Raw genomic sequence first — 22,975 nt, forward strand, 5'->3', positions numbered from 1 at the left:
GAAACCTACTGCGCATCGCTGAAAAGTGGGAACCGATTTTCGGATAAAGGTAGGCAAAAACAAAGGCTAAAGCAGTTCAGGTGCTTCAGCTTAAATGCGAACTGCTTTAGCGACTGCAAAGAGGCGTGAGCGAACATAAGTGACGAACCTAGTTCAGCGGCTCATCGCCGCTCTTCTTCTCGTGCTCCAGATCAATCACACCGCGTTCAAGCGGGCCGTTGTAAAGGATATCTTTGTTCTTATCGATCCAGACAAGAATTTCGGCAACAGCTGCAAACATGTCTTGCGGAATGAGCTCTTCAATCTCCACTTCCGCATGCAGCATGCGGGCGAGCTTCACATTGGCAAAGATCGGTACACCCGCACCCTCGGCCTCTGCACGCATTTTAAGTGCAGTCAGGTCAAGCCCTTTGGCCACCACCAAGGGCACAGCAACTTCATCCGGACGATAGGAAATGGCCACTGCGTAGTGCGTCGGGTTCACCACAACAGCACTGGCTTTACGGGTATTCTCAAGGTTGTCGCTCATAAGAATTTCCTGAGAAATCCGCTTACGCTGCCCTTTGATTTCAGGACTGCCCTCAGACTCCTTATGTTCCCGCTTCACCTCTTCCTTCGTCATCTTCAGGCTCTTGATGTGGGTGTGCTTCTGGAACATAAAATCAAGGATCGCCACGCCAACAAAGGCCAGAAATGAGATCCCAAGGATCAGCTTCATAATCGCACCACTGATGTTAGCGATGCATGGAATCCCACAGGAGAGCGAGTTGATGTAAGCGCCAATCGCGTACTTCACAGTGAAGTAGAGCATGGTGCTGAGCAGAGCGATCTTCAGGATGGACTTGAGAACCTGCACCACCTGCTTCATGGAAAAGATACGCTTGAACCCTTCAGCCGGACTGATCTTGCTCAGCTTGGGCATGATGCTGTCAACGGCCCACAGAAAGCCAAACTGTACAAAGTTGCCAAAAATGCCCGCCGCAATTGCAACCCCAATCAGCGGCAACACAATGTCCATAAAGGTCGAGAAAACACCAAACACACCCTCTCCGGCAGAGGAAGAAAAATCTCTCCGTGTCGCCAGACTGGCCATGTCATCCATCAGGCCGACCAGCTTGGAGAAGTTGCGGTCCCAGGCAAACCAAAGATAAGCGATCACCGCAAACAGCGAGATCGTGGTTGTGACCTCAGTACTCTTGGCCACCTGCCCTTTTTCACGAGATTCACGTTCTCGTTTGGGGGTGGGGAGTTCGGTTTTTTCGCCAGCACTCTGCCCACTCATGGGCGGACCTCAAGCTTTTGATCCTGATAGATATCCTTGCCTTTTTCAAAGATCCCGAAGATCTCGTCCGTAAACAGCTTCAGCTCAATCTGGTGCTCCGCCGCTTCTGGCAGCAGGAATGATAGATAGAACGTCAGCAGGATGACGGCCACGCCACTCTTGATCGGCATAGCTAGAATGAACACCTGAATCTGCGGATCAAACCGGCTGATGATCGCCAGCGCAAATTCTGCAAGGAACATCAGGATCACCAATGGCGCCGCCATAACAAACATCAGGCGCATTGCATTGTCGAAGATCGAAAGGATCAGCTCCGGGAAATCCTCCGGCAGAACAGGGATAAACTCTGTCACCGGAAAGATCATGTAGGAGTTATAAACCAGTGTCAGAATGAAGAAGAATCCTGGCGTCAGGAAGAGATAGAGAATGAACGCACGGGAGAACAAATCCCCAACCGGCGAGCTCTCATTCCCCAACATAGGATCAATACTGGACGCAACCGCAGCACCGCGCTGGTTGTCAATCAATGTACCGGCGGACTGGACAGCCCAAAGCAGACAAGAGATCGTGTAGCCAATCAGGAACCCGATGGCATACTCCTTGAAGAAGTAGACAACAAACATCGATCCGGTTGGCGAAAACCCGTCCACGTACTGCAGATTATAGGGATATAGCGGGATCGCAATCACCATCACAACCACATTACGCGCCATGCGCGACATCAACGTGGCATTGAAGATCTGTGATGTTGCAAACACCGCAAAAATGCGCGGAAACGTCAGCAACAAAACAAGAAATGCATCACGATGGACTGTTGTGATCTCCGCAAGCAGGTTCATTGGCGCTACCTGACCAAAGTCGGGAAATCATCAAACAAGGCCTGCGTAAAGCCAATAGTCTCCGAGCCAAGGAAGCTGGACATCATGAACAGCGTCAGGGCCACGGCGATCAGCTTGACACCAAACTGGATCGTCTGCTCCTGCATCTGCGTCAAAGCCTGCAACAGCGACACAGCAAGGCCGACAAGAGAGGCAACAATGATTGGCGGCAACGACAGCATCATCACAAGGATCATCGCCTCGGAAATGCGGTAGACGGCGTCTTCAGGGGACATAAGCTACTCCTCTCACATTTCCGGCTAAACGTAGGTCTTGATGAGACCGAGGATCAGACGCGACCATCCATCCACCGCCACAAACAGGAACAGCTTGAACGGCAGGGAAATCGTCAGCGGTGACACCATCATCATACCCATCGCGAGCAGGATGTTGGACACAACAAGGTCAATCGCAAGGAACGGCAAATACAGTAAGAACCCGATCTCAAATGCTTCGCGCAACTGGGAAACCGTATAGGCCGGCAGCAGGATCGCAATGCTGTCCTCTGTCATGCTTGCAGAGATATCCGCAGGCCACAGCTGGCGGGAAGCCTCAAGGAAAAAGGCCTTTTCCCTGCTATCCGCGTGCTTGGCCAGAAAATCCTCAAGCGGCCCCTTTGCGGCAACAAAGGTCCTCTTCATCTCCTCCACCGTGGTGATCGAGTAGTTCCCCTGCTCTACAATCTCAAATGTCTGCAAAAAGACTGGCAGCATGATGTAGCCGGACAAAATGATAGCCAGCGCATTCAACGCCATATTGGGCGGAATCTGCTGCACACCGAGCGCGTTACGCACCAGCAGCAGCACCACCGAAAGCTTGATGAAGGATGTGGCGACGATGGCCAGAAACGGAACAAGGGCCACAACCACAAGCACTAATATGAGCGAGAATGGATCAGACGTCATCAGCAAATCTCAGATTGGGCGCCTTTGGGCACCTCTGGTTATGTTAGGCTTTGGCGTGACCGAAAGCAGTTTTAAAGCCCGGTGCCCCGGTCAGTTTTGGAAATGCGCAGCGCAACCCGCTCGTCAATCTGCACCAGATGCCCCTTGGCAATGCGCTTACCAGCAGCACGCACATAAACCGGGGTCTCTTCGTTAAGAGCAGGCACATCAATGTTTACAAGCGATCCCGCAGCCCAGCTTTCCAGCTCCGCAATAGAGATCTCGCGCTCATCAACTTCAAACCGCACCGGCACGGTCATCTGCGACAGATCAATGGAGCCGATTTCCTCAGCACCGCTCACCTGCTCTGCATTCGCTTCTTCGGTTAACTCACTCATACCGTTCACACTCTCAATTCGTTCGCAGCCCCATCCCTGCTCAACCAGCACCAGATGATGTCGGCTCAGCGGCCCATCCACGGTGATGCGCTGTCCCAACGCTGGCGCATCCAGCACCACGAGGTCCCCAATGCGCAGACTGGAAACCTCAGCGGTTGGCAAAGGCGCTTCACACAGCGTCAGGCAGATGGAGGTGTTCAACTGTTCACGCACCGCGCGCCACGCAGGCTGCGCAGTCAGTGGTAAATCTCCAAGGAAACTGGAGAGCGCATCAGGCCGCACGCCAACTTTGGCCAGCACAGGCGCACCGCCAATTTCGCCATATCGCACAGCAAACCAGTTAAGCTGCTCCAGTTCATGCGCTGGCAACAAGGCAGAAACAGGCTGCAAAGGCAGCTCGCTCTGGATCTTCGTAAAGTCAGCAGGCAACTCATTGCGCAAGTTAGAAACAATGCCTTCAACCAGGGCATTGCGCAGGCCGTCTTCCAGCTCCAGAACATCCGCATAAGCAAGCGGCACATTCAGCTGAGCCGCAAACGGAAAGTCCTCAAGCACCAGCAAAGCCGTCGCGCCAGAAACACTACGCAGAACACAGCCCTGCGCAAAAGCGGAAGGCGCTTCACTCACCTGGAAATTCAGCGTATGCGTGCTCTCAACCGTAATGTCCTGCTCCGCATAGCTTAAAGCTGCGTTCCAGTAGGCCAGCGGGTCAGTTTTGGATTGATAATTCAAAGATGTCATGAGTTCGCGCTGTTCCCTGCAAAGATGGAGGACAGACCTCCCATTGAAGACGAACCAGCATCAACACTCTCAATTTCCTGCTGTTCCAGCCGATCGAGAATACGGATTTTCCGGTCAGGAAACCGCTGCTGCAAGGTGCTCATAAGCCCCTGTGCTGCGGCCTGAACTTCACCGGCGATCCGGTCACCAGTCATACGCTCCAGCACAACAGCCAGACCGCCTTGCGTTGTCATCAGTTTCAGTCCGGCAAGGCCAAACCGGTTAGCATCAAGGGTCAGGCTCAAGACGCGCCCGTCGCTTTTGTCTGCCATGGCCTCTGTGCGCATAGCCTGTTCAATCTGGTTCGCAATCGCACTCATCGCCTTATCGACACGCGCCTCAGTACTCGCCTGACGCACGGAGCTGAACAGCTCGGATGGATTGGAAACGGAAATGCTGCGGGCTTCAGCTGGATCAGAGGCTGCCAGCAACCGGGCATGGCTCAAGTCAAGCGGATCAGTCTGCCCCTGCTCAGAGCCTTCACCCTCTTCCTGAAAAGCGCTCTTTCCTTGAACTGGAACAGACTTACCTTCTGCACTGCGCAGCTGTTCCTGAAACAGGCTGACATCCTGCCGGTTCAATCCGTCAGAGAACCTGTTGCCCTGCTGTTTGCCAGAGGTTTTGCCATGTTCACGAGGTTGCTTACCACGTATATTTTCAAGATTTTGCTGCTGCTCAAGTGGCTGCGAACCCTGAGAAACTTTCATAATTCCACTTGCCTTCGCCCGGAAAACTGCTCCTCGATCTCCTGCTCCTCCGCAGCCTCCATCAAGGCATTGGTCTCAACCCGAAGATCATCCGCAACCTTTCCATACTTATCTTTGATGCGAAGTGCTTTTTGATACTCAAGGCGGGCGGCATCCGCATTTTTAAGCGCACGATCATAAACATAGGCCGCGCGTTCCGCTGCGTCCTCCAGCTTTTTGACCGCGCTTTCAAGGATCTGCGCCTGCTCTTTCACTTTATCGAGATCATCCGTTGAAATGACCTTCTTGATGATCTCTAGATAAAGCGCATCTTGCTTGGCTGGCAGCGCCGCACGTTCATCTGCCGCAACCTGCCGTTTTTGCTCCAGCTGCTCTTTGGCACGCCGAACCTTCTCCAGCTCCGCGTTGAGCGCACGTTGAGCCTTCTGCTCCTTAAGTGTCTTGACGAGATGAAGTTTTTTGATTTGGTTGATCACGCAACAGTGCTCTTCAATTTGCCCAAGGCCTCATCAAAGCCATTGAACTCATCTGTGCGCTGCTGAAGAAACTCCTTGATCGGCTTGTTCTTAGCTATCGCCAGATCAGCCTCAGTATCAGCCCCTTTCTGGTACTCACCAATCTGCACCAGAAGCTCAACTTCCTCATACTTCGCCAGTAACGAGTTCACCTTGCCGGACATTTCACGATGTTCAGGCGTGGTAACCGCCGTCATCACACGGCTTTTGGAGTTCAGAATATCAATGGCAGGATAATGGTTGGCTGCCGCCAGCTTACGCGACAGCACAATATGCCCATCCAGAATGGAGCGGGTCTCATCAGAAACCGGCTCATTCATATCATCGCCTTCCATCAGCACCGTATAGAATGCAGTGATCGAGCCCTTATCGTTCATTCCTGCACGCTCCATCAAGCGCGGTAGCGTGGCAAAAACAGAAGGCGGGAAACCACGACGAGTCGGCGGCTCACCAACAGCAAGGCCAATCTCACGCTGAGCACGCGCAAAGCGGGTCACAGAATCCATTAGCAACAGCACGCGCTTGCCCTGATCGCGGAAGTATTCTGCAATCGAGGTTGCAACAAACGCTGCTTTCGAGCGCTCCAGAGAACTCTTGTCAGAAGTGGCAACAACCACAACGGACTTCTTCATTCCCTCAGGACCAAGATCATGCTCAATAAACTCGCGCACCTCTCGGCCACGTTCACCAATCAGCGCGAGCACAGTAACGTCAACAGCAGCTCCCTTCACGAGCATCGCCATCAACGTGGATTTACCCCCACCAGCAGAAGCAAAAATACCCATGCGCTGGCCTTCACCCGTGGTCAGCATACCATCAATGGCACGCACCCCCATTGGCAGTGGCTTGTCGATAATCCGGCGTTGCATGGGGTCCGGTGGTTCCTGATTGACCGGATAATGCGTTGCAGGCGTAAACTCCCGATCCAACCCATCAATAAAGTTGCCCATGCCATCCAGAACCCGGCCAAGCAACCCATCACCAACAGGAACAGATTGCACATGCCCAGTCGGGCGAACCTCAGTATCCGGCCCTACGCCATAAAGCTCACCAATGGGAGATAGCAGTGCTTCATCATCATGAAACCCAACCACTTCTGCCATGAGTTTGCGACCTGTTGAGCGCGTGTAAAGCTCGGCAATTTCGCCAATCTCCACCTTTGGCACCACCGCATGGATGAGCGTACCCACCACTTTGCGGACACGGCCCGTTAGTGGATATGGGTCAACATCAGTTGCAGCTTTGACAAGGGCACGACCAAGCCCTGACACTCCAGACCCAATTTGATTACGACGATCTTCAACGTGTTCGGCAGGTTCAATGAGAGATGTCATGACACCTCCAAAGACCGCTTGGAAGGTGCCTGAGCAGATGAAGTACGACGCAGGATCTCTTCAATTTCTTCCAGCCGAACCTGTAAGTTGCCATCAACACGGCCTACAGGCGCATCCAGCACGATGTGAGCACCCTGCAAATCGCCATCCTCGACAATCTCAAGAAACTCGACTTGCTTGAAACCATCAGTGATCGCTCGGGTCATGGCCATCGCTTGAGAATACATCTCTGGAGCAACATGCAATCTGACACGCTTTTCTGCACGCAGAGACTTCAGCATGCTGCGGGCCATCAGGCGAACGCGCTCGGCATCATCAAACTCATCCAGCAAACGCCGCAGCAACGTGATGGTCACCGTGACAACATCATGCTCCACTTCACGCAAGCGCGTGTCGAGCAGTTCTTGTTCACCAAGAATGCGTTCACACGCTTCAGACTGAGCTTTACGCACACCGTCTTCATAACCCTGCTTTTGTTGCTCCTCATAAACGCGCGTCGCATCCTGCAGAATTTCCTCTGCCTTGCGCTGCGCATTTGCAATGATCTGATCAGCCGTTTCAACGGAAGTAAACTCGGCTTCCTTGATGATGTGAGTGCCTGGCGTCAGATTTGCGCCCAACTCTTTCAGTCTATAAATGCTCGCCATTGTGGCAATCTCCGACGCAAATACTGGACAAAATGCTCTTGCTGCTCTGTCTGCATCACCTGCAAACGAGCGCTAAGTTTTTCGTTGAGTTCATTGGAAAAGCGAAGGCGCACAAGTGGCTCAAGTTTAGCATCAACAGCACTGACAAAAGCCAGAATGCCCTCAGCACCAACAAGCGTCAGCGCCTGCAAAGCCTCTTCATCACTCCCGGCACATAACTGCTGGAATGCCCCATCATTCTCACTTTGATAGCCAAGCGAGCTGAAGAAGAACGCCACATCGCGAATGGCAATGTCGAAGACTTCTTCACCAAACAACGCTTCCATACGCTGACAATCATTCTTCAGCACAAGGCGCCCGATCATCTCATGCAATCTGGCAATCGCAATGATGCGCATGACGCCGCCAAAGTCTTCAGCCCCCAAGCTGCACAACATCAACGCAAGTCGAGCCTGCTCTGATACTGCCAAAGTTTTCGTGACCGCCACATCAACAGCAAGTGCAGTCAGTCCGAGTTTTTGTGAGACATGCGTGTTCAAAGGCCGCTGAAAATCTTCCTGCCCGGCCAGACCACGCAGCACGTTCAACTCAAGACCGGACACTGCCAGATGGTCATCATGCGCAAAGGAAAGAGGGTTCAGCAAAGACGCAGCAAGTCTGGCCTGAAGCGGCCAGACTGCGGAGTGATGTGGAGTGCCTGTCATCATGCCAGTCCCCTGCTACTAAGCAAGTTCTTCAGGCAGAAGCTCGTCGTCATCTCCGCCTCTGGCTTTTTTACCGCCGGAGCTGATCTGCTTGAACAGCAAATAGCCAACACCGCCAACCAACAGCAGCAGCACAACACCGATAGCCCCAAGGATTTGCCAGAACATACCGGCGTCATCACGCGCAATGCGCAAGCCTGGGAACACAGCCTCATATTCCTGCGCAGAACGCTGTGAGACGGGCTTCAGTTCGCGTGCAGGCACAAGCGCAACAGAAACGCTGGCGTACTCAACACCTTCAATTGCGTTACTGACCAAACGCTTGATCTGAGGGATCAGAAATTCAATATCAAACTCAGGACGATGCTTGATGAAGATCGCTGCAGAAGAAGGTTTTACCTCTTCACCAAGATCCGCCTTTTCCGGCAAAACGATGTGAACGCGGGCAGAAACAATACCATCGATTTCGGTAATAGTCTCAGACACTTCCTCACTCAACGCGTAGATAAAGCGAATACGTTCTTCAAACGGCGACGAGATAATGCCGGATTTCTGAAAGACCTGACCAAGCGTGTCACGCGCACGTTTTGGCAAACCATTGGCGTTCAAAATAGTGACGGCACGCTGAATATCTTCGTCATCCACCTGCAAGGTGACAAGACCGTCTCCCAGACCAACTTTCTGAGCAGACACACCATTTTCCAGCAACAGGCTAAGCATTGTGTTTGCTTCCTGTTCGGAAAGATTGGTGTACAGATCTGTGTTGCAGGCGGCCAAACCAATCACCATGCCCACAATTGTAATAAAACGCCGAATATTCATTTAGACTTTCACTATACCTACTGAATGCGCAGTCATAATCAACGCATCAAAGCGTCCAAACCTTGCGTGGTTTTGCCTGCAATCTTCGAGCTCACATCAACCAGCAAAGAGTAATTCGCCACTTCGATCTGCATGTTGATCAGCTTGTCAAAGTGACTGAGTTGGCCACCTTCAGAAATTGCATTGATGTTGGAACTGGTCTCAGAAAAAACACCCCTGACCTTGGCCAACCCGTCAATAACGAAGTTGCTGCCCGTCGGATTGACGGAAGCAATTTGGGTGGGTGCTGATACGGCTGCCACATTCTGGGCAGCATTAACTTGCTCCACTCCGCCAATGACCACATTGCCATTCACGATTTGCCCGGTCACTGGCGGCTGTACACCCCCAGCTGCGCTAAGCGCTGTTTGGAACTGATCCTCGAGCCCGGTAACATCGCCTGTAGAACCACCGGCTGATGGAGCTCCGCCCTGCAGCGCCTGCTGCAGTTGGGAGGTGAGTGCGCTGTCCAATACTGTTGCCATGAATGCTCCTCACGTACTGCTGAAACTAAGGTAACCTGAGCTAAACGTCCTTAACGGGACATCATCGCGCTCACCGGATTGGCAAGGTCATCTCTGGAAGACAAAGCCTGCGCAGCAATCTCGGCACACGGCGTACCAGCTGCCATCTCACAAACTTCACTCAGGATTTCACAGGCCGTATCAACCTCACCCTTACGAAGCAGCGCCAGTCCGCGATACGTCTGGATGGTATCTGTCGGCGGCGCATTCTCCAGACAGAGCAAGGCCTCATCCACATTGCCGCGCGTCATCGCAGCAAGGCTCCGCCCCAAAGGTCCAGCCTCCTGGTCCGGACGCATCACCTGAAACGCTTTGAAAATGGAGTCAGCGTGCTCTGCAAGACCATAGGAGACAGCAATAAAGCCGAGCTCCGCGATCACCTTTACGGTTTCGCTATCAAAATCTTCTGCGTTCATTCCACCCTCATTCCAAAGCTTGCATGCGACCTGCTACCTTAAAAGAGCAAGCCGCATACGTATTCTTGTTGTCAGTCGATCGATTAAACCTTGCTACCCAAACCTAACGATTGTCCCAGCGAGCACCCTGATGAGGTGGAACTGGTGGAGGAGTATTCCCGCCCTTTAAATTATCCGGTTTAGGCAATGGGGCTGGCTTTCCATCCGTCGTAAAGTTTTCGTAAATCGCCTGATCATCACCAAGAAGCACATCAGAATAGTCACTGCTGTTCTCTACAGCACTCTCCACCCCTGAATTTACGTAGAGTGGCTCATTGTTCACAGTGCCGACCTTCTCCCCCCACTGAGAATTCACCTGAGACTGATCGATAGTCGCGTAAGTCTCATCAAGCAGGAAACTGCCCGGCTCTGCCAACGGTCCGGCATTAAAGTTCAGCTTGTTGTAAGGGTTCTCATTATCGATGACCTGACGGTCGATGTCAGCCAACACGCGAGCAGATTCCTTAAGCTGATTAGCGGTAAAACGCTCAACAACAGGTGCCCCCTCTTTCGTGCCAGCCCCCTTATTGATTGCAGTATAGAGTTGATCACCAAGAGCCTGCTTTTTCTGCCCAACCTCATAACGAGGACCGGTCTGCACTTCTGCATAAAGCTCTTCTTCAACGCCTCCAACAGCGTCAGACAGACTGCCTTCCACACCGGGCACATCTGTATAATGACTTCCATAGATCGAGTTCGGCAAAACAAGCGACCCATCAGTATCAATGAAATGCCCCGCCCCACTGGTCACGGAAATCTGATCATTTGCACTTGCATCAGAAAGAGCGTCTTTAACCAAAGACTTGATCGTCGTGCTCAATTCTTGCAATGCTCCGAAACGCACATCATTGCTGTGATATGTCGGATTGCTTTGAACCTTGTCAAAGGCCGCGGTCAGAATATCACCTGTCTTCGCCTGATGGTTTTGAAGCCCACCTTTTTCTAAACCTGCAGAAATCTCATTCTTTGCCAACTGCGTGAAGACATGCCAGTTGTTCAGCTTTTTGTCGTGGGTTTGCAAAGCATTCCCAAACAACTTGCCACCAGTCAGCTTGGCCAAACTTGCCTTGGAAACCTTACTGCTTCCATCCTTGGTCTCGGCGCTGTAGATGGTTTCGCCATCTCTGATTTCACCACCAGTAACACGAACCTGCGCATTATCTTTAACGAAGTCCCTGTTCGCCGGGTGATCAATCTGCGCCAAAACATCAGATAATTGGCTACTACTGGAAAAGCTAACTCCGGTCATTCTTGCCTCCGCATTCCATAAGCCTCGAACGGCTCGTTACCTGTAAATTCTTGAATTTAGAATGCACGTTTGAGACACGCAGCTGAGTGCCGTTGGTCACAGCCACGGACATTTCCTGCAGAAAAAACATCAGAACACGGGTTGGTTATTCTTCGTTATCTCAATAACTTAGCGTTAAGTGCCAAACAGCACAAAGGCCGATCCAACAGAACCGGCCTCTCAGAAATAAATGGCATGCAAGAAGCAGGAACTAAGCAACTGCCATCTGGCGGGCAATTGCTCTCATCTCAAGCTCTTCCCAAACCCGCATTTGCTCATTAAAGCTGCGTATCTGATCGTTAGATGCCGAGATATTCTGCCTATCTGCAGATCCGAATGTTTTGATCATGATTTCAGCCAGAACCTCATCAGAGGTTTCGTCCTGAACGCAGCCACTGGTCCGCACGAGGTATGCCAACCCAAGCTCGATCTTCTCTTCCGCCTCATCAAACATTTTTGCTGCGATTGAAAAGACCGGAGCTGATGGAAGTACATCAATAACAATAGCATTAATGCGTGTGAGCTCGCCGAAACTCAAAGCTATCTCTGAAGGCCCACCATCACCAAATGCCTGCTGAATAATCTCCTTCATATACTCAACAACATCGCAATCATGTGCTTTGATCTGATTTTCAATGAGGACTTCAAAATCAAACCATGTCCCGGCATCTTCAATATCATGCGCTTGCTGCTCGAATGCCTTTGCCCTGGCAACCAGAAACCGACTTCTGACGCCGAGCTTTTCCAACATTTCCCAGAAAGGACGCGAAACACTGAAAGCACCCGGCTTCACCAGCTTCGTTTGAAAGACAAGTTCATCCTCAGTTCGCCCGCGCGCCTTTTTCAGCGGAGGAATAAGAAGATCAGACTTTCGGATTCTCAGATCATGTTCACCACTGACAAGTTCATTCAGCAGGTCGTTAAGTGTTGGCCTTGAAGGAAGAACAAGGTCAATCATAAAGCATCATTCCAGTGTTATTGTTATAGTGTTGGCGCAGTTGAAGAACTGCGAACCGTGCGAATTGCATGTGAGTTTTTCGTCTGGTAATCCCGATCAAACGACAGCACTTTAATCCGGCGCTCTGCGACTTTGGCTTCCTGCACTTCGCGTTCAACGGCATCATCTTCAGCACCAGCAAACGCATCTTCGACACGGATTTCGTGCCCGCCTTCATCCGCAACGTCGCTCTCTTCACCAACCGGTGTAATCTTGGCAGCCTTGGTCTTCAGCTTGTCGCGGCTATAGGCTTTCTCACGCACAGCTTCATCCTCATCAGAACCACCCGTCTCCACCTCACCTTTCTCATCAAGCAGCTCACGCGATTGCTGGAGTGAGAGTTCAGTGGCAGAAGCGTCACTCATGCTATTAAAGCTGGCTTCAAAAGCAGAATGCTCATCATGTGGTACGTCTGCAGGTGGCTGAACAGCATCCGTTGGACAAACACCGTCACCGTGATGAGGGATGTCACCATGCATACCATCGTCACCACCGGTTGGTGCCGAGGGCCGTTGCTCTAAGTAATCGTCCAGATTACGCCGCCCTAACCCCGCATAAGAAAACCTGAAATCGTCATCACTGACATATCGCATCTGATTGCCTGCCAGTTGAAAGCCGAGGGAGGACATCAGCAACGCGCTGGAAACACCAACGGTCGCCTTTGGCTCCTCTTTGAAGTTCTCAGGCAGAACAGTCACAGCTCCCTGGTTTTTCAGGTAAGAGCTCAGGGTCTTGAGGGAGGAGAACTTCAGCCCCTTCGGGTTGTTCTTTTCTTCCTCATAAACAAACTGAGAGATATAGCTGATGGCCTCGTCAAACAGCTCCTGACGCTGATCGACAGAATCCTCATAAAGGCTCTGCGCTGCCTCATTCCTCAACAGCTGATAAAACACATTCCAGTTGGAAACCTTTTGCTCCGGCCGTTCTGCTTTAATCTGAAGAAAGCGGGTGTGGCGTGTCACAGCGCGGCATAACCCAAGCACTTTCTCACTAAGCCCGTCACCGTTTTCACGAGAGACTGTGGCCTTGTAAAGCACCTCACCATTTTTGCTCGCACTTCTGGTCAGGCTCACACGAGCATCTTGAACCGACTTGCCCGAAATAGCAGCCTCAAGGCGTGCGACGACATTGGTGTAACGATCATTTTGAGAAAAGAGGATTTCAGTCATTGTGGCCCGCCAGATATCGACAGCCACCAAACCACCCTCCTCCGGGTCAGTCACAGGATACTGTCTTAAATTTTTTGGAGAAAGAAACGTTCCAGCCCGTGGGAAGAGCTGGGATTTTTAAAGGCTTATCAGGGAAGCAGGTTCAAACAGATCATGCACATCGTCGTCAGCCATACTTTCAGCCAAACCACCCATTTCACGAACAATCTTCAGCCAGCCAGCCGAAACATCAGCAAATGCCAACACAAACTTTGCAAGCTTCTCTGCATCCCAGGCAACAGCACGAAGATCGTTATGCATGACCAGCGCATCGTTTTCGATTAACACCAGACGCATTCCGCCAGATTGGAAACTTTGCGTATTATAAACAAGAACCAGCTCGAGAATCCGGTCTCTCTGCACCGCCGTTAGCTCACACAAACGCGCCGAAACACAGATACGATCGCTGTCTGCAACCAGCTTGAACTTTAAAGAAAATGCATCCAGATCGACAACACGAATAGACGGATCCAGTTCATCTTCTTGTGGCTTCACACCTAGTATCTGGCATGCATCATTGAGCAATTTATCGAGCATTGGGGTACTCCGCTTCCTTACTTTCTTACAGACAACACTGCCAGAAATTGAGGGAACTCAAAGTGCTAAACGATACAGTTTGAATAAGATGCAAACTCAATCCGCATTATTTTTCATTTATTATTCAAAAGCCTAGCAGATACAGAAAGAATGAATTTCTCTCATCGCTTTACAACTTAAAAAAGAAATCCCTCAGAACACCGAAGCGCTCCGAGGGATTCATCTGTCAGTTTAAAACAGCTTAGAAAGAAGACAGCTCACGGCGCAGTTTTTGCGTAATGCTCTGCAGTTCAGACTGCTTGCGAACAACACGCGGTGTAATCATCACCAACAACTCAGTCCGTCTCGTGTCACTTGAGGTATTATCTTTAAACAGCTCACCAAACACTGGTATCTTCCGCAGGATCGGCACACCAGATTCGCCATTTGATTTCCGCTCCTGAATGAGACCACCCAGCAAAATCGTCCGCCCGGATTCAACCACGATATCCGAGTTGATGGTTCTCGTCGCAATTGTTGGCGTCAATGAAGCTTGGGTTTTGTTTTCGACCACATTACTCACCTCCTGCTGGATCTGCAGCAGAACAGAGTTATTGGAACGAATGCTCGGCTCGACTTGCAAAACAATACCAGTGTCTTTCACATCCACTTCGTTGGTCACTGTCACATTGCCGTCATTGCTAGAAGATTGGCTGCGAGATGCAAACGGCACCTGATCACCAATCACGAGGCGCGCTTTACGGCCATCCAGAACAGTCAGGTAAGGAGAAGAGATCACCTTTACTTTGGTGATGTTCTGCAGAGCCTTCAGCACCACATCAACACCGACAGTGTTGAGTGACAGCGCACCGCCAGGACTTGCCGGGCGAGATGCACCTTCAGCAACCGCACCAACACCACCCGCAAAGTTGCCTTTACTCAAGTACCACTGAACACCGTAGGACAGATTGTCGTTGATATTCACTTCAGCAATCGTCGCCTCAATCACCACCTGAGAAAGTGGCAGATCCAAAGCCTGAACTACATCGCGGATATGTTTGAACTCTTTATAAGTTGAGTTCACCAGCAGTGCATTGTTTCGGGTGTCAGCAACAATGCCAACTTTCTTGGCAACGGCTACTTTGGCGCCGCGCGTCTCAGCAATATCGTCAAACAACTTGTTCGCATTGTTAAAGCGGTTGTTGATTGAATCTCCACCCGGATTTACGGAAACACCAGTAGCAGAAACTGGGAACTTGCGCGCTGAAGAACCATTGTTCTGAGCTTTTTGCTTTTGCTCATTGGCTGGTGGCGCAACAGAACCACTACCTCCCTCACCCTCAAGGATCTGCGTGAGCTGCGTTGCAATTTCATTTGCAGGCAAATACTTCAGCGAGATGATCCGCACCTTAGGTGTATCAAGAAGACTATAATCCACTTCCTTCGTAATCCGGCGCACACGCTGCAACATCTCACGGCTCTGTACAGCCACAAGCAAAGACTGCTGCGCCTCAAGCGGAATAACGGTCAGGGGCGAGTTTACTTGGTTTGGATAAAGCTGCTGAAACAGAGTGGTGATCTGCTTGGCAACCTGACTTGCTGAGCTCTGCTGCAAGCGCAACACAGATACAATCGTCTTGTCATTATCGCGGTTGTAAAGGCTGTTCACCAACTCTTCAGCCGCACCAATATCTTCTGGCCGCGCCCGAACTGCAATCTTGTTCGATCCTTCAACCGCAACAGCAGAAGCTCCAGCTGGCAGGATAGCCTGCAGAACCTTCGCCGCATCATCGGGGGATGCTGAGCGAACAGGCAGGATCCGAAGCTTAAGATCGCCCGCAGACCCAACACCAGAAAACTGCTCAATAGCCTGAATGGTTTCAGGACGGCCAATGTGGAAGATCTGATCAATGAGTTTCAGAATATAGCCATTGCGGCCCAAAAGCACACGAACCAATGAAAGCATCTGATCTTTGGCAATTGGCTTTTCCGTCTGGAACGTAACTGCACCTTCCAGCGGCTCATCAATCACATAATTGACCTGTAAGATGCCACCCAGTGTTTGCTGGATGAAATACTCCAGCGTTTCACCGCGGAAGTTCAAGCGCACCACATCAGAGGTTGCCTTGGCATCACTGGCCTGAGCAACGCTGATTTCCTGACGATTGGTGCGGTTCAGTCGCGAATCTGCCAGCAAAACCTTGGCTTCTTCATCATTGAAGTAGAAAGCCGCACCAGGTCTGCCTTTTTCTGCATTTTCGCTATTCACCCAACGGGTGTTGATTGACCGCCCCAATACTCCACGCGTGTTGGATGCCAATCTTGGTTGGCCTGAAAGGGCAAGATGATTTTCACGCTGGTTCTCTTCAGAAAAGAACCGCTGAAGCTGGTCAGACAACCCCGCTGGTGGAGCTGTATTATCCCATTCCTGATCAGCTGGTTGGGTTGTCGTACACCCCAACAGGATCAAAGAAAGAGAAAGCACACCTGCTGTCTTGCGCAGCATTGAACTTAGTTTAGCACCAATCATTTCAAACCTATGCGTTCAGCACAAGCGCCCAACACGATCCCCGGGGCTAAACGAACCCGGGGGCTATCGCACTTGTGCTGCCCGAACTTTATTCGATTACGTTAAACGCGGCCGTTATCTAAAAGCAGCTGAAGTCTGCCGGTCGTATCCGAAGTGTCCTGACCATTAACGGACTGCTCCGCCACAGAAAGTGATTTGGAGATGGAGCTGGACACATAGCCAACAAGACGCAGGGCAAACTCAGCCTCAAGAAGCGTCATCAAAGCCTTCTCATCCTTCACACGATCCTCAGCGAACACACGCACTTCCTCACGCAGTTCTTCAATAATGGTGTGACGTTCATCAAACTCAGGTTTGGTCCCATTCAACCGACTTGCAGCGTCGGTCAAAGCACTTTCCAGTGTGGACTGACCGTGTTCGTCCATCACACCAGCCTTCGGAGCACCAGCCATTTCCTCAAGTGCTGTGCGCAGCAAAGACTGCACCGCATCGCTTTCGCTCAGATCTTCAAGCTTGACGTCCAACTGCTGGACGGTATCAGCAAGCGCAGTCTCCACCTCACCAATGGAGGTATTGATCTGGGCAATCTCACCATTCAGACGTGCAACTTCTTTAGGATCCTGAACGAGTTCGCTGTCTGGATCATCCGGATCACTTGGCACGGTTGCCGGAAGATTTGCCAGCTCGTCTTGCTTGGAGGCAAGGCTGGTTTGCAGATCAGACAATTGGCCTTCCTGTTCCTGCTGCTGCAAGTCCAAAGCCTCAATGTCCGCCGCAATATCTTCCTGCAAAGCAAGCGCCTGCAGCAGCTCAGAACGTGCAGAACGAACTTTTTCAGATTGTCCGATAAGATTTTGCTCTTTCAGCGAGGTTTGGATTTCCTCAAACCGGGCAACAACCTGCCCGACAAGCACTTCCAGATTTCCGCTGTCTGGCGGTGGCTGTAAGCCGAACGCTGCCGACACCCCGACCGAGAGGAGCTGACTGGCAGACGGAATAGACTCAACACTCTTGTTCGCGGCCGGACGAACGATCTGTGCACTGTTATCAATTGCATTGGATACAGATGAAGAACCAATTGGCGTAACTGCAGTCATCTCAGACTCCTTGAATTATCTCTACCTATATCTCGCAGATAACCCAGAGGTCGTGTTGTGCCTTAAAACACAGAACCTGCCCTCATATGGACATTATTGGGACAATTACGGAGTGAAAAAAACGTTACTTCCATGTGTGTGCTGAACGTACAACACTTGCGACATCCATCTGATCAATCAAGAAGAATGAGATCAGCATCCAATCAAACAACAAGAATAACACTTGAGGATCGCCTTACGAAGAACTGTCGTCGCCAGATCCTGCCGTCTGCTTCGCAAGGGTTGCTTTAAGGGCAGACAAAACGCCATCTGTGAGAAGCATGAAAGCATAAGCATAACCAGGCCGCCGCTTATGCTCATTCAACCGGGGAAGCTGCGTGTACAGGCGTTGCAGCAAATGATACCGATTCTCGATTTTCGCAATCAACTCATGCAAATCGACAGGCGAGTAAGAGGCAACTTCAAACGCCGTTAGCCCGACGCGGTTCTCGTCGGAAAACGTCAGGCTCGGCTTCTCGTAGGCAAACCAGCGAGACAGATCAAACTGCGCACTGTACTTGAGATACAGGTGATCAGCTTCCTTGAGGCGATTGACTGTCCGGGCCGCCCGTTGTTCATACTCAAAACGACGATCGTGAGAGAGTACTCTGGTCCGTGCCAGCTCAGTCCCGTACTGCAAGGCAATCTGGCGATCAACTGACATCTTGCCAGCACCAAGCGGTTTGACACTCTCTATCTTTCGTGCCGACGTCAACAAGCCGGACGTAAACGACAACTCGCGATACAGAATCCCTATATCACCTGAAATCTTAGAGAATTTCTCCGCTTGCGTCGGACCTGAAAGCTCGACAATTCCGTTCTCATCCTCCCCCAGGTCATAGGGCAGATGTAGATAACCGGAAGTCGCAATCATGACACATCACTGTCTCGTGCAGCAGATTTTTTCTGCGCCTCCAATGCAAACGCAAGCCGCTTGGAATACTCGATGAGCTCAGGAACAGGCCGCACCTTCATCAGTTGATAAAAGCGTACCAGCTCCACAGTCGCCTCATCCAGCTCCCGCGACCACAAACAATGCTCAGCAAACCTGAGGGCGACAGCTGGATGCGCTTCATCAAGAAGTTTGGCTTTGCGAAGCGACCTCTTGACGTCACCCCCGCCAAGTGGCCAGCTTGCATTGCTCAACGCCAACCCAAGCCAATACTCAACATTGTTTGGATTAAGCAGACAGAGAACTTTAAACTGTTCCTCTGCTGACGCTTTTTGCTGCAAGTGCAGAGCCTGATAGGCAAACTGATAAAGAACTTTCTCAAGCTTCCCATCAGCCTTCAAGGCACCTGAGAGGCCCTGTCTGGATTTGATAGCCTCAATCACAGCCTGAGCACTTACATCACCGCCGCCGAGTGCTTGAAAAACAGCATCAAGATTGACATCTGTCTCCACTAGCTGGTCTGCAGAGGCGGCAGAAGCCGGAGTATTGTCTGTAACAGGTGCGAGTGGCATCGTTTATCCCCGGCCTCAAAACTCGGTAAGTGCAGTATGTGGAGCTCAGGCGTTATTCAGCCCGGTTAATAGTTTTTGAGTCGCCTGATGGATTTCAGCATCCTTGCGGTCCTTGGCGTACGTCAGAGCATCCTCAAGGTCTTCCTTAGCCTCAGTGATGTGACCGAGAGCAAGACAAGCAACACCAGAAAAGTAGTAAGGACGCGGATTGGTTGGATCGAGCACCATTGCTGCAGAGGCAGCCTGTACAGCAAGCGTATACTGTTGCAATTGCACTGCACAGTTCGCCAGCCCAAGCTGAACATCCACATTGATCGGCTCAAGCAGCACAAGGCCGGTGTAGATCTCTAGCGCCTTCTCAGTCCGCCCTGTATCCATCAAACCCTTGGCCATCACCAGACCTGGATTGATGTCATCTTTCGCAAGCCCCAGACTACGGCCAATAGCACCTTTTGCGATTGCCTTGATGTCTTGTTCTGGAGAGTTGCCCAGTTCTGAAACGAGCTCAGTCATATCGTGCCTCTTTACGGCTTAAGAATATAAGAATGTTTGAGAGCGGCAGCGCGGCATTAAAGGTGAAACACCATGGCGCCATCCAGCTCATCAGAAAGAGAGGTTTGCGCAGCACCCAGCAACGGATTGCCCTGATAACCACCTGCATACGCAGAAACCAGTGGCTGATAAAGGCTCACAACAGACAGGAGTTCCTCGACCAGTCCGGTCAGCTTCTCCAGCTCCGTGTACCCGCGAAAGCTCACCGAAAGCACAAGCTCTTCGGCACCATCATCAGCCTTGCGTAAAACCGCCAGCGTTCTGAACTGCGACAGGCAGGCCAGATTTAAATGCAGGATATCTTCAATCTGCCGGCCTCGGGTTCCCACCGTTTCACTCAGCGAGCCAATAACCGTCGTGACTTCAATACCGCCACCATCAAGAGCATCGGAAAACACGAGTTGAACACCATCAACATTCATCGAAGCGGTGTTCTGATCGGAGAAAATCGGAGCACCTAATCCCAGCTTTCGCCAGAGCTTATCCAAGCACCCTGAAAAGTTTAAGGAGAACACGAGAAATCCTCTCTGACATGCGCAAGATTAGCAATCAGTCGCCAAACGCGAAAAAACAGGTGTGCGTTGAGGGTAATAAACGCACACCTGCTTTTGTGGCTTAACCGCGAGTAATCGCAGCCGCCCGTTCGTTTTCGATTTCGCGAGATTCTTTCAGGAACTGAATGATCGCGCGGATGATATCGTCCAGAGCTTTCTGGATGGATTCAGCCTGATCATTCTCCTTACGAACCTCTTCAGCAGCTGCTGCCAGCTCCTGAGAAATCGCTTCATCTTCTTTTGCATTTGCCTGAGTGAACGCACTCGCACCCTGAGAGGTCGTGTTACCCAAAGTGTTGGCAACACCACCAATCGTCGCGATAGACTGCGCACGAGATCCGGATGCACTTGCGACAGCATCAAAACCTTTCGCTTGTGCGCGGTAATCACCAGCACGCTGCGAATAAAAGTCATTCAGCTTGCCACCCTTGCCCGGCCCGACATCTGCAGCCTTCGCATCCATCTTGCCAGCCTGTGAGTTGGCATTCGCAGAGTTCTTCGCCGCACCCAAACCCTTTGCGGCACTACCAATCGCAACAGCAGACATCACGATGGAGACGGCAGAAGAAACAACAGTCACAACAAGACTGATAATCGCACCTGTACGGGTCTCTTCAGCAGCATCGCGGCTCTTCCCTGCCTGAGCGTGCATCTGAGTCTTCACAGTCTCACGTGCAATCAAACGGGACTCGAGCTCGTTATTGCGCTGATTGACTGCAGACTTATAAAGAGCCTGCGCAATCAAACGAGACAGGTTGCCCGTGGTGTCGACTTTGTCGAGAGAACCAATCGCAACAGTCGCCGCTTCCAGACGACCTAGAGCCTCGTCCGTTGTCGCCTTGTCAAAATTCGCACTTGCAGCAAACTGCGGCAAAGACACGAGTGACAGGAATGTTCCGTGATGCTCTGGTGGCAAAGTTGCCAGACGCGCTTCTACGCTCTGCTGGAATTCGGTTGCCCGCTCTTCAGAAACGGCAAGTTTACCGTCCTGAAAGAAACTGGGCGGCAGATAATCACGATTGTAATTGGTACCTACGGTTGCTGACATAAATACCTCCTTTTAACCTGCAAACTTTGTTCTGCTCAGCGTATCAGCACGCTCATTCATGGAACTCACGGTTCCGTCCAATGCATCCGCGAACTGTTCGCCTGCCTTGGTCAGAATAGAGAGCAGCTGATCAATGATCTGACTGAGCAACTGGATAAACGCGTCGAGGTCAGCAGCATCTGCCTGCAATTCCTTGGATTGCGCAACATCCTGGCTAGCTGTGTAAGAAACAGCACCCGCAGCAATCGCACCTGCACTACTACCGATCTGAATGATCGCGGAAGTGATGGAAGAGATCGCCTGGATCATCGCACCAACGCTACCTGCCTGAGCACCCGGAATAAAGAAGGATGCAGCAGCCAGAGTGATACCAACAACGGCTGCAACCACTTTCATGGCAATATCAACCTTCATGACGGTTTCTTCATCCGCACCAGCTGCCACAGCAATGTGCCCGGCGATACTTCGGCCAGTCGCTGCCTGCACCGTGGCATCAATGGCCATGGCAAGCTGCACCACCCCAGCAGCAATCATAAACGCACCGACAACCTGAAGCCCTGGAATAACCGCCAGAATTGTACCAGCTACAATGGAGATTGCCGCCGCAATCCACTGAAACGCCAGCGAAATCTTCTGCCAGATACTGAGACCTTTTTGTTTTTTCTCAGCTTCTTCCTGCTTACGGATAGATTCTTCAAGCTTGATCGCCTTGTCCTGCAAAGCACCCTTCTGCTTAGCTTGGGTCAGGCCCACCTTGTTCTTCTCAACAGCTTCCTGAGTGCCCTGCATTTTGTCCAGAACGGACGCAACAAGCACTTCAATATCCTGAAAGCTGGAAGTCGTCAGCGGAGTTTCAGGACCAACCTGAGTGAGAGAGTTTGAAAGACGCGTGATGTGCTGCGCAAATGCAATGGTCGCAATCATTGGCGTACCGCCGACAGATGCAAGCGCACCCGATCCAACCTTACCTGCACCCTTTACATCACCAGCCTTACCAGCCATTTCAGAGGTCGTATCAAAAATATCGCCCAGACTGTTGCTATTCAGCCCAAGGCCCAGACCTTTAGGAAGCTCCATATCTATTCTCCGTGCTTAAATAATTGGGATCAAAGCTATTGTCAGACCAGTTTTTGGCGAGCACTTTTCATCATGGTTTGCGCGTACTTCTTGTCGTCATAGTTTTTGACAGGATCATCAAACATGCGCAGCGCGGCTTCAAACGCATCACCAGCTTCCTGGTATTCCTTTGCAGCCAATAGACACTCACCAAGACGCAGATACCCCTGAGGATTGGTCGCATCCATACTGATGAAGTGCAGATAGAGCTTCACCGCCATGCGAACGTCGCCCTGAATCTGATAGGTCATCGCGAGGCCATAGGTGTACTGCTCTTCCATCGGAGCAATCTGCACCAACATGATAAAGAGTGACTTCGCCTTCTCGACCTGACCGACAGAAATGTTCCGGCGAGCCATCTCATAAACAGCTGCGAGCTCTTCCTTTGACAAACCCAGCATCTCAGATATGGAGACACCCTGCTTCATCAACTGGTAGAATTTTTCATCCTTGAAACCCAGTGAATCAAGATGCTCAACGAGCGGCTCAGCGATCTCTTTAATCGTCTCAGCAAAGAGCTCTGGTGTTTGTTTAGGCATATCGAGAAGTGACATGGCGCTCTTTCTTTATCTCTGACTAATTCAGCATTTAAGAAAA

26 protein-coding genes are annotated in these 22,975 nt (G+C 51.2%); all 26 read right to left on the reverse strand.

Annotation, left to right across the window (positions count from 1 at the left end; translation table 11 throughout):
* Nucleotides 1-148: 148 nt before the first annotated feature.
* The 26 genes from sctU to BM231_RS24705 all read right to left on the reverse strand — a co-directional run bounded on the left by sctU (nucleotide 149) and on the right by BM231_RS24705 (nucleotide 22,932).
* Nucleotides 149-1,282 (reverse strand): type III secretion system export apparatus subunit SctU, encoded by a 1,134-nt coding sequence (gene sctU / locus BM231_RS24580; RefSeq protein WP_093523774.1) that lies wholly within the window; start codon nucleotides 1,280-1,282, stop codon nucleotides 149-151.
* Entirely contained in the window at nucleotides 1,279-2,121 is an 843-nt protein-coding gene (gene sctT / locus BM231_RS24585) for a type III secretion system export apparatus subunit SctT (protein WP_057463728.1), read from the reverse strand. Before sctT ends, sctU begins: the two co-directional genes overlap by 4 nt.
* Before the next feature lie 5 nt (nucleotides 2,122-2,126).
* Nucleotides 2,127-2,396, reverse strand: coding sequence for a type III secretion system export apparatus subunit SctS (gene sctS, locus BM231_RS24590; protein ID WP_008546860.1), 270 nt, complete (start codon nucleotides 2,394-2,396; stop codon nucleotides 2,127-2,129).
* A gap of 24 nt (nucleotides 2,397-2,420) precedes the next feature.
* Nucleotides 2,421-3,065, reverse strand: a complete 645-nt coding sequence (gene sctR / locus BM231_RS24595; RefSeq protein WP_093523776.1) for a type III secretion system export apparatus subunit SctR — start codon at nucleotides 3,063-3,065, stop codon at nucleotides 2,421-2,423.
* A gap of 71 nt (nucleotides 3,066-3,136) precedes the next feature.
* Nucleotides 3,137-4,183: a FliM/FliN family flagellar motor switch protein gene (locus tag BM231_RS24600; RefSeq protein ID WP_093523778.1), complete on the reverse strand. Its 1,047-nt coding sequence runs from the start codon at nucleotides 4,181-4,183 to the stop codon at nucleotides 3,137-3,139.
* Nucleotides 4,180-4,929 (reverse strand): hypothetical protein, encoded by a 750-nt coding sequence (locus BM231_RS24605; RefSeq protein WP_093523780.1) that lies wholly within the window; start codon nucleotides 4,927-4,929, stop codon nucleotides 4,180-4,182. The genes BM231_RS24600 and BM231_RS24605 overlap by 4 nt, the downstream gene beginning before the upstream one ends.
* A complete protein-coding gene (gene sctO / locus BM231_RS24610; RefSeq protein WP_093523782.1) occupies nucleotides 4,926-5,405 on the reverse strand; it encodes a type III secretion system stalk subunit SctO in 480 nt (159 codons plus the stop codon). The genes BM231_RS24605 and sctO overlap by 4 nt, the downstream gene beginning before the upstream one ends.
* On the reverse strand, nucleotides 5,402-6,778 hold the full coding sequence (gene sctN, locus BM231_RS24615) for a type III secretion system ATPase SctN (RefSeq protein WP_093523784.1): 1,377 nt from the start codon (nucleotides 6,776-6,778) through the stop codon (nucleotides 5,402-5,404). The genes sctO and sctN overlap by 4 nt, the downstream gene beginning before the upstream one ends.
* The gene (sctL, locus tag BM231_RS24620; protein WP_093523786.1) at nucleotides 6,775-7,425 is read right to left on the reverse strand and encodes a type III secretion system stator protein SctL; all 651 of its coding nucleotides are present in this window, start codon (nucleotides 7,423-7,425) and stop codon (nucleotides 6,775-6,777) included. Before sctL ends, sctN begins: the two co-directional genes overlap by 4 nt.
* The gene (locus BM231_RS24625) at nucleotides 7,404-8,132 is read right to left on the reverse strand and encodes a hypothetical protein (RefSeq protein WP_093523788.1); all 729 of its coding nucleotides are present in this window, start codon (nucleotides 8,130-8,132) and stop codon (nucleotides 7,404-7,406) included. The genes sctL and BM231_RS24625 overlap by 22 nt, the downstream gene beginning before the upstream one ends.
* 15 nt (nucleotides 8,133-8,147) lie before the next feature.
* Nucleotides 8,148-8,951, reverse strand: coding sequence for a type III secretion system inner membrane ring lipoprotein SctJ (gene sctJ, locus BM231_RS24630; protein WP_063311715.1), 804 nt, complete (start codon nucleotides 8,949-8,951; stop codon nucleotides 8,148-8,150).
* Nucleotides 8,952-8,989: 38 nt separating this feature from the next.
* The gene (locus tag BM231_RS24635; protein ID WP_063297671.1) at nucleotides 8,990-9,475 is read right to left on the reverse strand and encodes a hypothetical protein; all 486 of its coding nucleotides are present in this window, start codon (nucleotides 9,473-9,475) and stop codon (nucleotides 8,990-8,992) included.
* Between the two features lie 50 nt (nucleotides 9,476-9,525).
* A complete protein-coding gene (locus BM231_RS24640; RefSeq protein ID WP_063297672.1) occupies nucleotides 9,526-9,930 on the reverse strand; it encodes a hypothetical protein in 405 nt (134 codons plus the stop codon).
* Nucleotides 9,931-10,033: 103 nt separating this feature from the next.
* Entirely contained in the window at nucleotides 10,034-11,218 is a 1,185-nt protein-coding gene (locus BM231_RS24645; protein WP_093523790.1) for a hypothetical protein, read from the reverse strand.
* A 250-nt stretch (nucleotides 11,219-11,468) separates the two neighbouring features.
* Nucleotides 11,469-12,215 (reverse strand): hypothetical protein, encoded by a 747-nt coding sequence (locus BM231_RS24650; RefSeq protein WP_093523792.1) that lies wholly within the window; start codon nucleotides 12,213-12,215, stop codon nucleotides 11,469-11,471.
* Nucleotides 12,216-12,238: 23 nt separating this feature from the next.
* A complete protein-coding gene (locus tag BM231_RS24655; protein WP_208860625.1) occupies nucleotides 12,239-13,477 on the reverse strand; it encodes a hypothetical protein in 1,239 nt (412 codons plus the stop codon).
* Between the two features lie 63 nt (nucleotides 13,478-13,540).
* Nucleotides 13,541-13,999 carry a type III secretion system chaperone gene (locus BM231_RS24660; protein WP_093523794.1) on the reverse strand — a complete coding sequence of 153 codons (459 nt, stop codon included), beginning with the start codon at nucleotides 13,997-13,999 and terminating at the stop codon, nucleotides 13,541-13,543.
* A gap of 241 nt (nucleotides 14,000-14,240) precedes the next feature.
* Entirely contained in the window at nucleotides 14,241-16,508 is a 2,268-nt protein-coding gene (gene gspD / locus BM231_RS24665; protein ID WP_208860626.1) for a type II secretion system secretin GspD, read from the reverse strand.
* 101 nt (nucleotides 16,509-16,609) lie between these two features.
* Nucleotides 16,610-17,605: a hypothetical protein gene (locus tag BM231_RS24670; RefSeq protein ID WP_093523798.1), complete on the reverse strand. Its 996-nt coding sequence runs from the start codon at nucleotides 17,603-17,605 to the stop codon at nucleotides 16,610-16,612.
* A 235-nt stretch (nucleotides 17,606-17,840) separates the two neighbouring features.
* Nucleotides 17,841-18,518 (reverse strand): hypothetical protein, encoded by a 678-nt coding sequence (locus BM231_RS24675; RefSeq protein ID WP_093523800.1) that lies wholly within the window; start codon nucleotides 18,516-18,518, stop codon nucleotides 17,841-17,843.
* Entirely contained in the window at nucleotides 18,515-19,108 is a 594-nt protein-coding gene (locus BM231_RS24680; RefSeq protein WP_093523802.1) for a hypothetical protein, read from the reverse strand. Before BM231_RS24680 ends, BM231_RS24675 begins: the two co-directional genes overlap by 4 nt.
* A 45-nt stretch (nucleotides 19,109-19,153) precedes the next feature.
* Nucleotides 19,154-19,621, reverse strand: coding sequence for a tetratricopeptide repeat protein (locus BM231_RS24685; protein WP_093523804.1), 468 nt, complete (start codon nucleotides 19,619-19,621; stop codon nucleotides 19,154-19,156).
* Nucleotides 19,622-19,677: 56 nt separating this feature from the next.
* Nucleotides 19,678-20,175, reverse strand: a complete 498-nt coding sequence (locus tag BM231_RS24690) for a type III secretion system chaperone (protein ID WP_208860627.1) — start codon at nucleotides 20,173-20,175, stop codon at nucleotides 19,678-19,680.
* A gap of 100 nt (nucleotides 20,176-20,275) precedes the next feature.
* Complete coding sequence (locus tag BM231_RS24695; RefSeq protein WP_093523808.1) at nucleotides 20,276-21,262, reverse strand: hypothetical protein; 987 nt, start codon at nucleotides 21,260-21,262, stop codon at nucleotides 20,276-20,278.
* A gap of 12 nt (nucleotides 21,263-21,274) precedes the next feature.
* Nucleotides 21,275-22,339: a translocator protein PopB gene (locus BM231_RS24700; protein ID WP_093523810.1), complete on the reverse strand. Its 1,065-nt coding sequence runs from the start codon at nucleotides 22,337-22,339 to the stop codon at nucleotides 21,275-21,277.
* 41 nt (nucleotides 22,340-22,380) lie between these two features.
* Nucleotides 22,381-22,932, reverse strand: coding sequence for a hypothetical protein (locus BM231_RS24705; RefSeq protein ID WP_093523812.1), 552 nt, complete (start codon nucleotides 22,930-22,932; stop codon nucleotides 22,381-22,383).
* Nucleotides 22,933-22,975 lie beyond the last annotated feature (43 nt).

It is taken from the genome of Pseudovibrio ascidiaceicola (assembly GCF_900114245.1).
In the GTDB taxonomy this organism is placed as follows: domain Bacteria; phylum Pseudomonadota; class Alphaproteobacteria; order Rhizobiales; family Stappiaceae; genus Pseudovibrio; species Pseudovibrio ascidiaceicola.

Excerpts from the sequence above, each read along its gene's own strand:
- BM231_RS24670 (WP_093523798.1), bottom strand. The coding sequence starts at position 17,605 with ATGACTGCAGTTACGCCAATTGGTTCTTCATCTGTATCCAATGCAATT.
- BM231_RS24600 (WP_093523778.1), bottom strand. The coding sequence starts at position 4,183 with ATGACATCTTTGAATTATCAATCCAAAACTGACCCGCTGGCCTACTGG.
- gspD (WP_208860626.1), bottom strand. The coding sequence starts at position 16,508 with ATGATTGGTGCTAAACTAAGTTCAATGCTGCGCAAGACAGCAGGTGTG.
- sctU (WP_093523774.1), bottom strand. The coding sequence starts at position 1,282 with ATGAGTGGGCAGAGTGCTGGCGAAAAAACCGAACTCCCCACCCCCAAA.
- sctJ (WP_063311715.1), bottom strand. The coding sequence starts at position 8,951 with ATGAATATTCGGCGTTTTATTACAATTGTGGGCATGGTGATTGGTTTG.
- sctR (WP_093523776.1), bottom strand. The coding sequence starts at position 3,065 with ATGACGTCTGATCCATTCTCGCTCATATTAGTGCTTGTGGTTGTGGCC.
- sctL (WP_093523786.1), bottom strand. The coding sequence starts at position 7,425 with ATGGCGAGCATTTATAGACTGAAAGAGTTGGGCGCAAATCTGACGCCA.
- BM231_RS24705 (WP_093523812.1), bottom strand. The coding sequence starts at position 22,932 with ATGTCACTTCTCGATATGCCTAAACAAACACCAGAGCTCTTTGCTGAG.
- BM231_RS24625 (WP_093523788.1), bottom strand. The coding sequence starts at position 8,132 with ATGATGACAGGCACTCCACATCACTCCGCAGTCTGGCCGCTTCAGGCC.
- BM231_RS24650 (WP_093523792.1), bottom strand. The coding sequence starts at position 12,215 with ATGATTGACCTTGTTCTTCCTTCAAGGCCAACACTTAACGACCTGCTG.
- sctN (WP_093523784.1), bottom strand. The coding sequence starts at position 6,778 with ATGACATCTCTCATTGAACCTGCCGAACACGTTGAAGATCGTCGTAAT.
- BM231_RS24640 (WP_063297672.1), bottom strand. The coding sequence starts at position 9,930 with ATGAACGCAGAAGATTTTGATAGCGAAACCGTAAAGGTGATCGCGGAG.
- BM231_RS24660 (WP_093523794.1), bottom strand. The coding sequence starts at position 13,999 with ATGCTCGATAAATTGCTCAATGATGCATGCCAGATACTAGGTGTGAAG.
- BM231_RS24605 (WP_093523780.1), bottom strand. The coding sequence starts at position 4,929 with ATGAAAGTTTCTCAGGGTTCGCAGCCACTTGAGCAGCAGCAAAATCTT.
- sctT (WP_057463728.1), bottom strand. The coding sequence starts at position 2,121 with ATGAACCTGCTTGCGGAGATCACAACAGTCCATCGTGATGCATTTCTT.
- sctS (WP_008546860.1), bottom strand. The coding sequence starts at position 2,396 with ATGTCCCCTGAAGACGCCGTCTACCGCATTTCCGAGGCGATGATCCTT.
- BM231_RS24675 (WP_093523800.1), bottom strand. The coding sequence starts at position 18,518 with ATGATTGCGACTTCCGGTTATCTACATCTGCCCTATGACCTGGGGGAG.
- BM231_RS24635 (WP_063297671.1), bottom strand. The coding sequence starts at position 9,475 with ATGGCAACAGTATTGGACAGCGCACTCACCTCCCAACTGCAGCAGGCG.
- BM231_RS24685 (WP_093523804.1), bottom strand. The coding sequence starts at position 19,621 with ATGACTGAGCTCGTTTCAGAACTGGGCAACTCTCCAGAACAAGACATC.
- BM231_RS24645 (WP_093523790.1), bottom strand. The coding sequence starts at position 11,218 with ATGACCGGAGTTAGCTTTTCCAGTAGTAGCCAATTATCTGATGTTTTG.
- BM231_RS24700 (WP_093523810.1), bottom strand. The coding sequence starts at position 22,339 with ATGGAGCTTCCTAAAGGTCTGGGCCTTGGGCTGAATAGCAACAGTCTG.
- BM231_RS24695 (WP_093523808.1), bottom strand. The coding sequence starts at position 21,262 with ATGTCAGCAACCGTAGGTACCAATTACAATCGTGATTATCTGCCGCCC.
- BM231_RS24680 (WP_093523802.1), bottom strand. The coding sequence starts at position 19,108 with ATGCCACTCGCACCTGTTACAGACAATACTCCGGCTTCTGCCGCCTCT.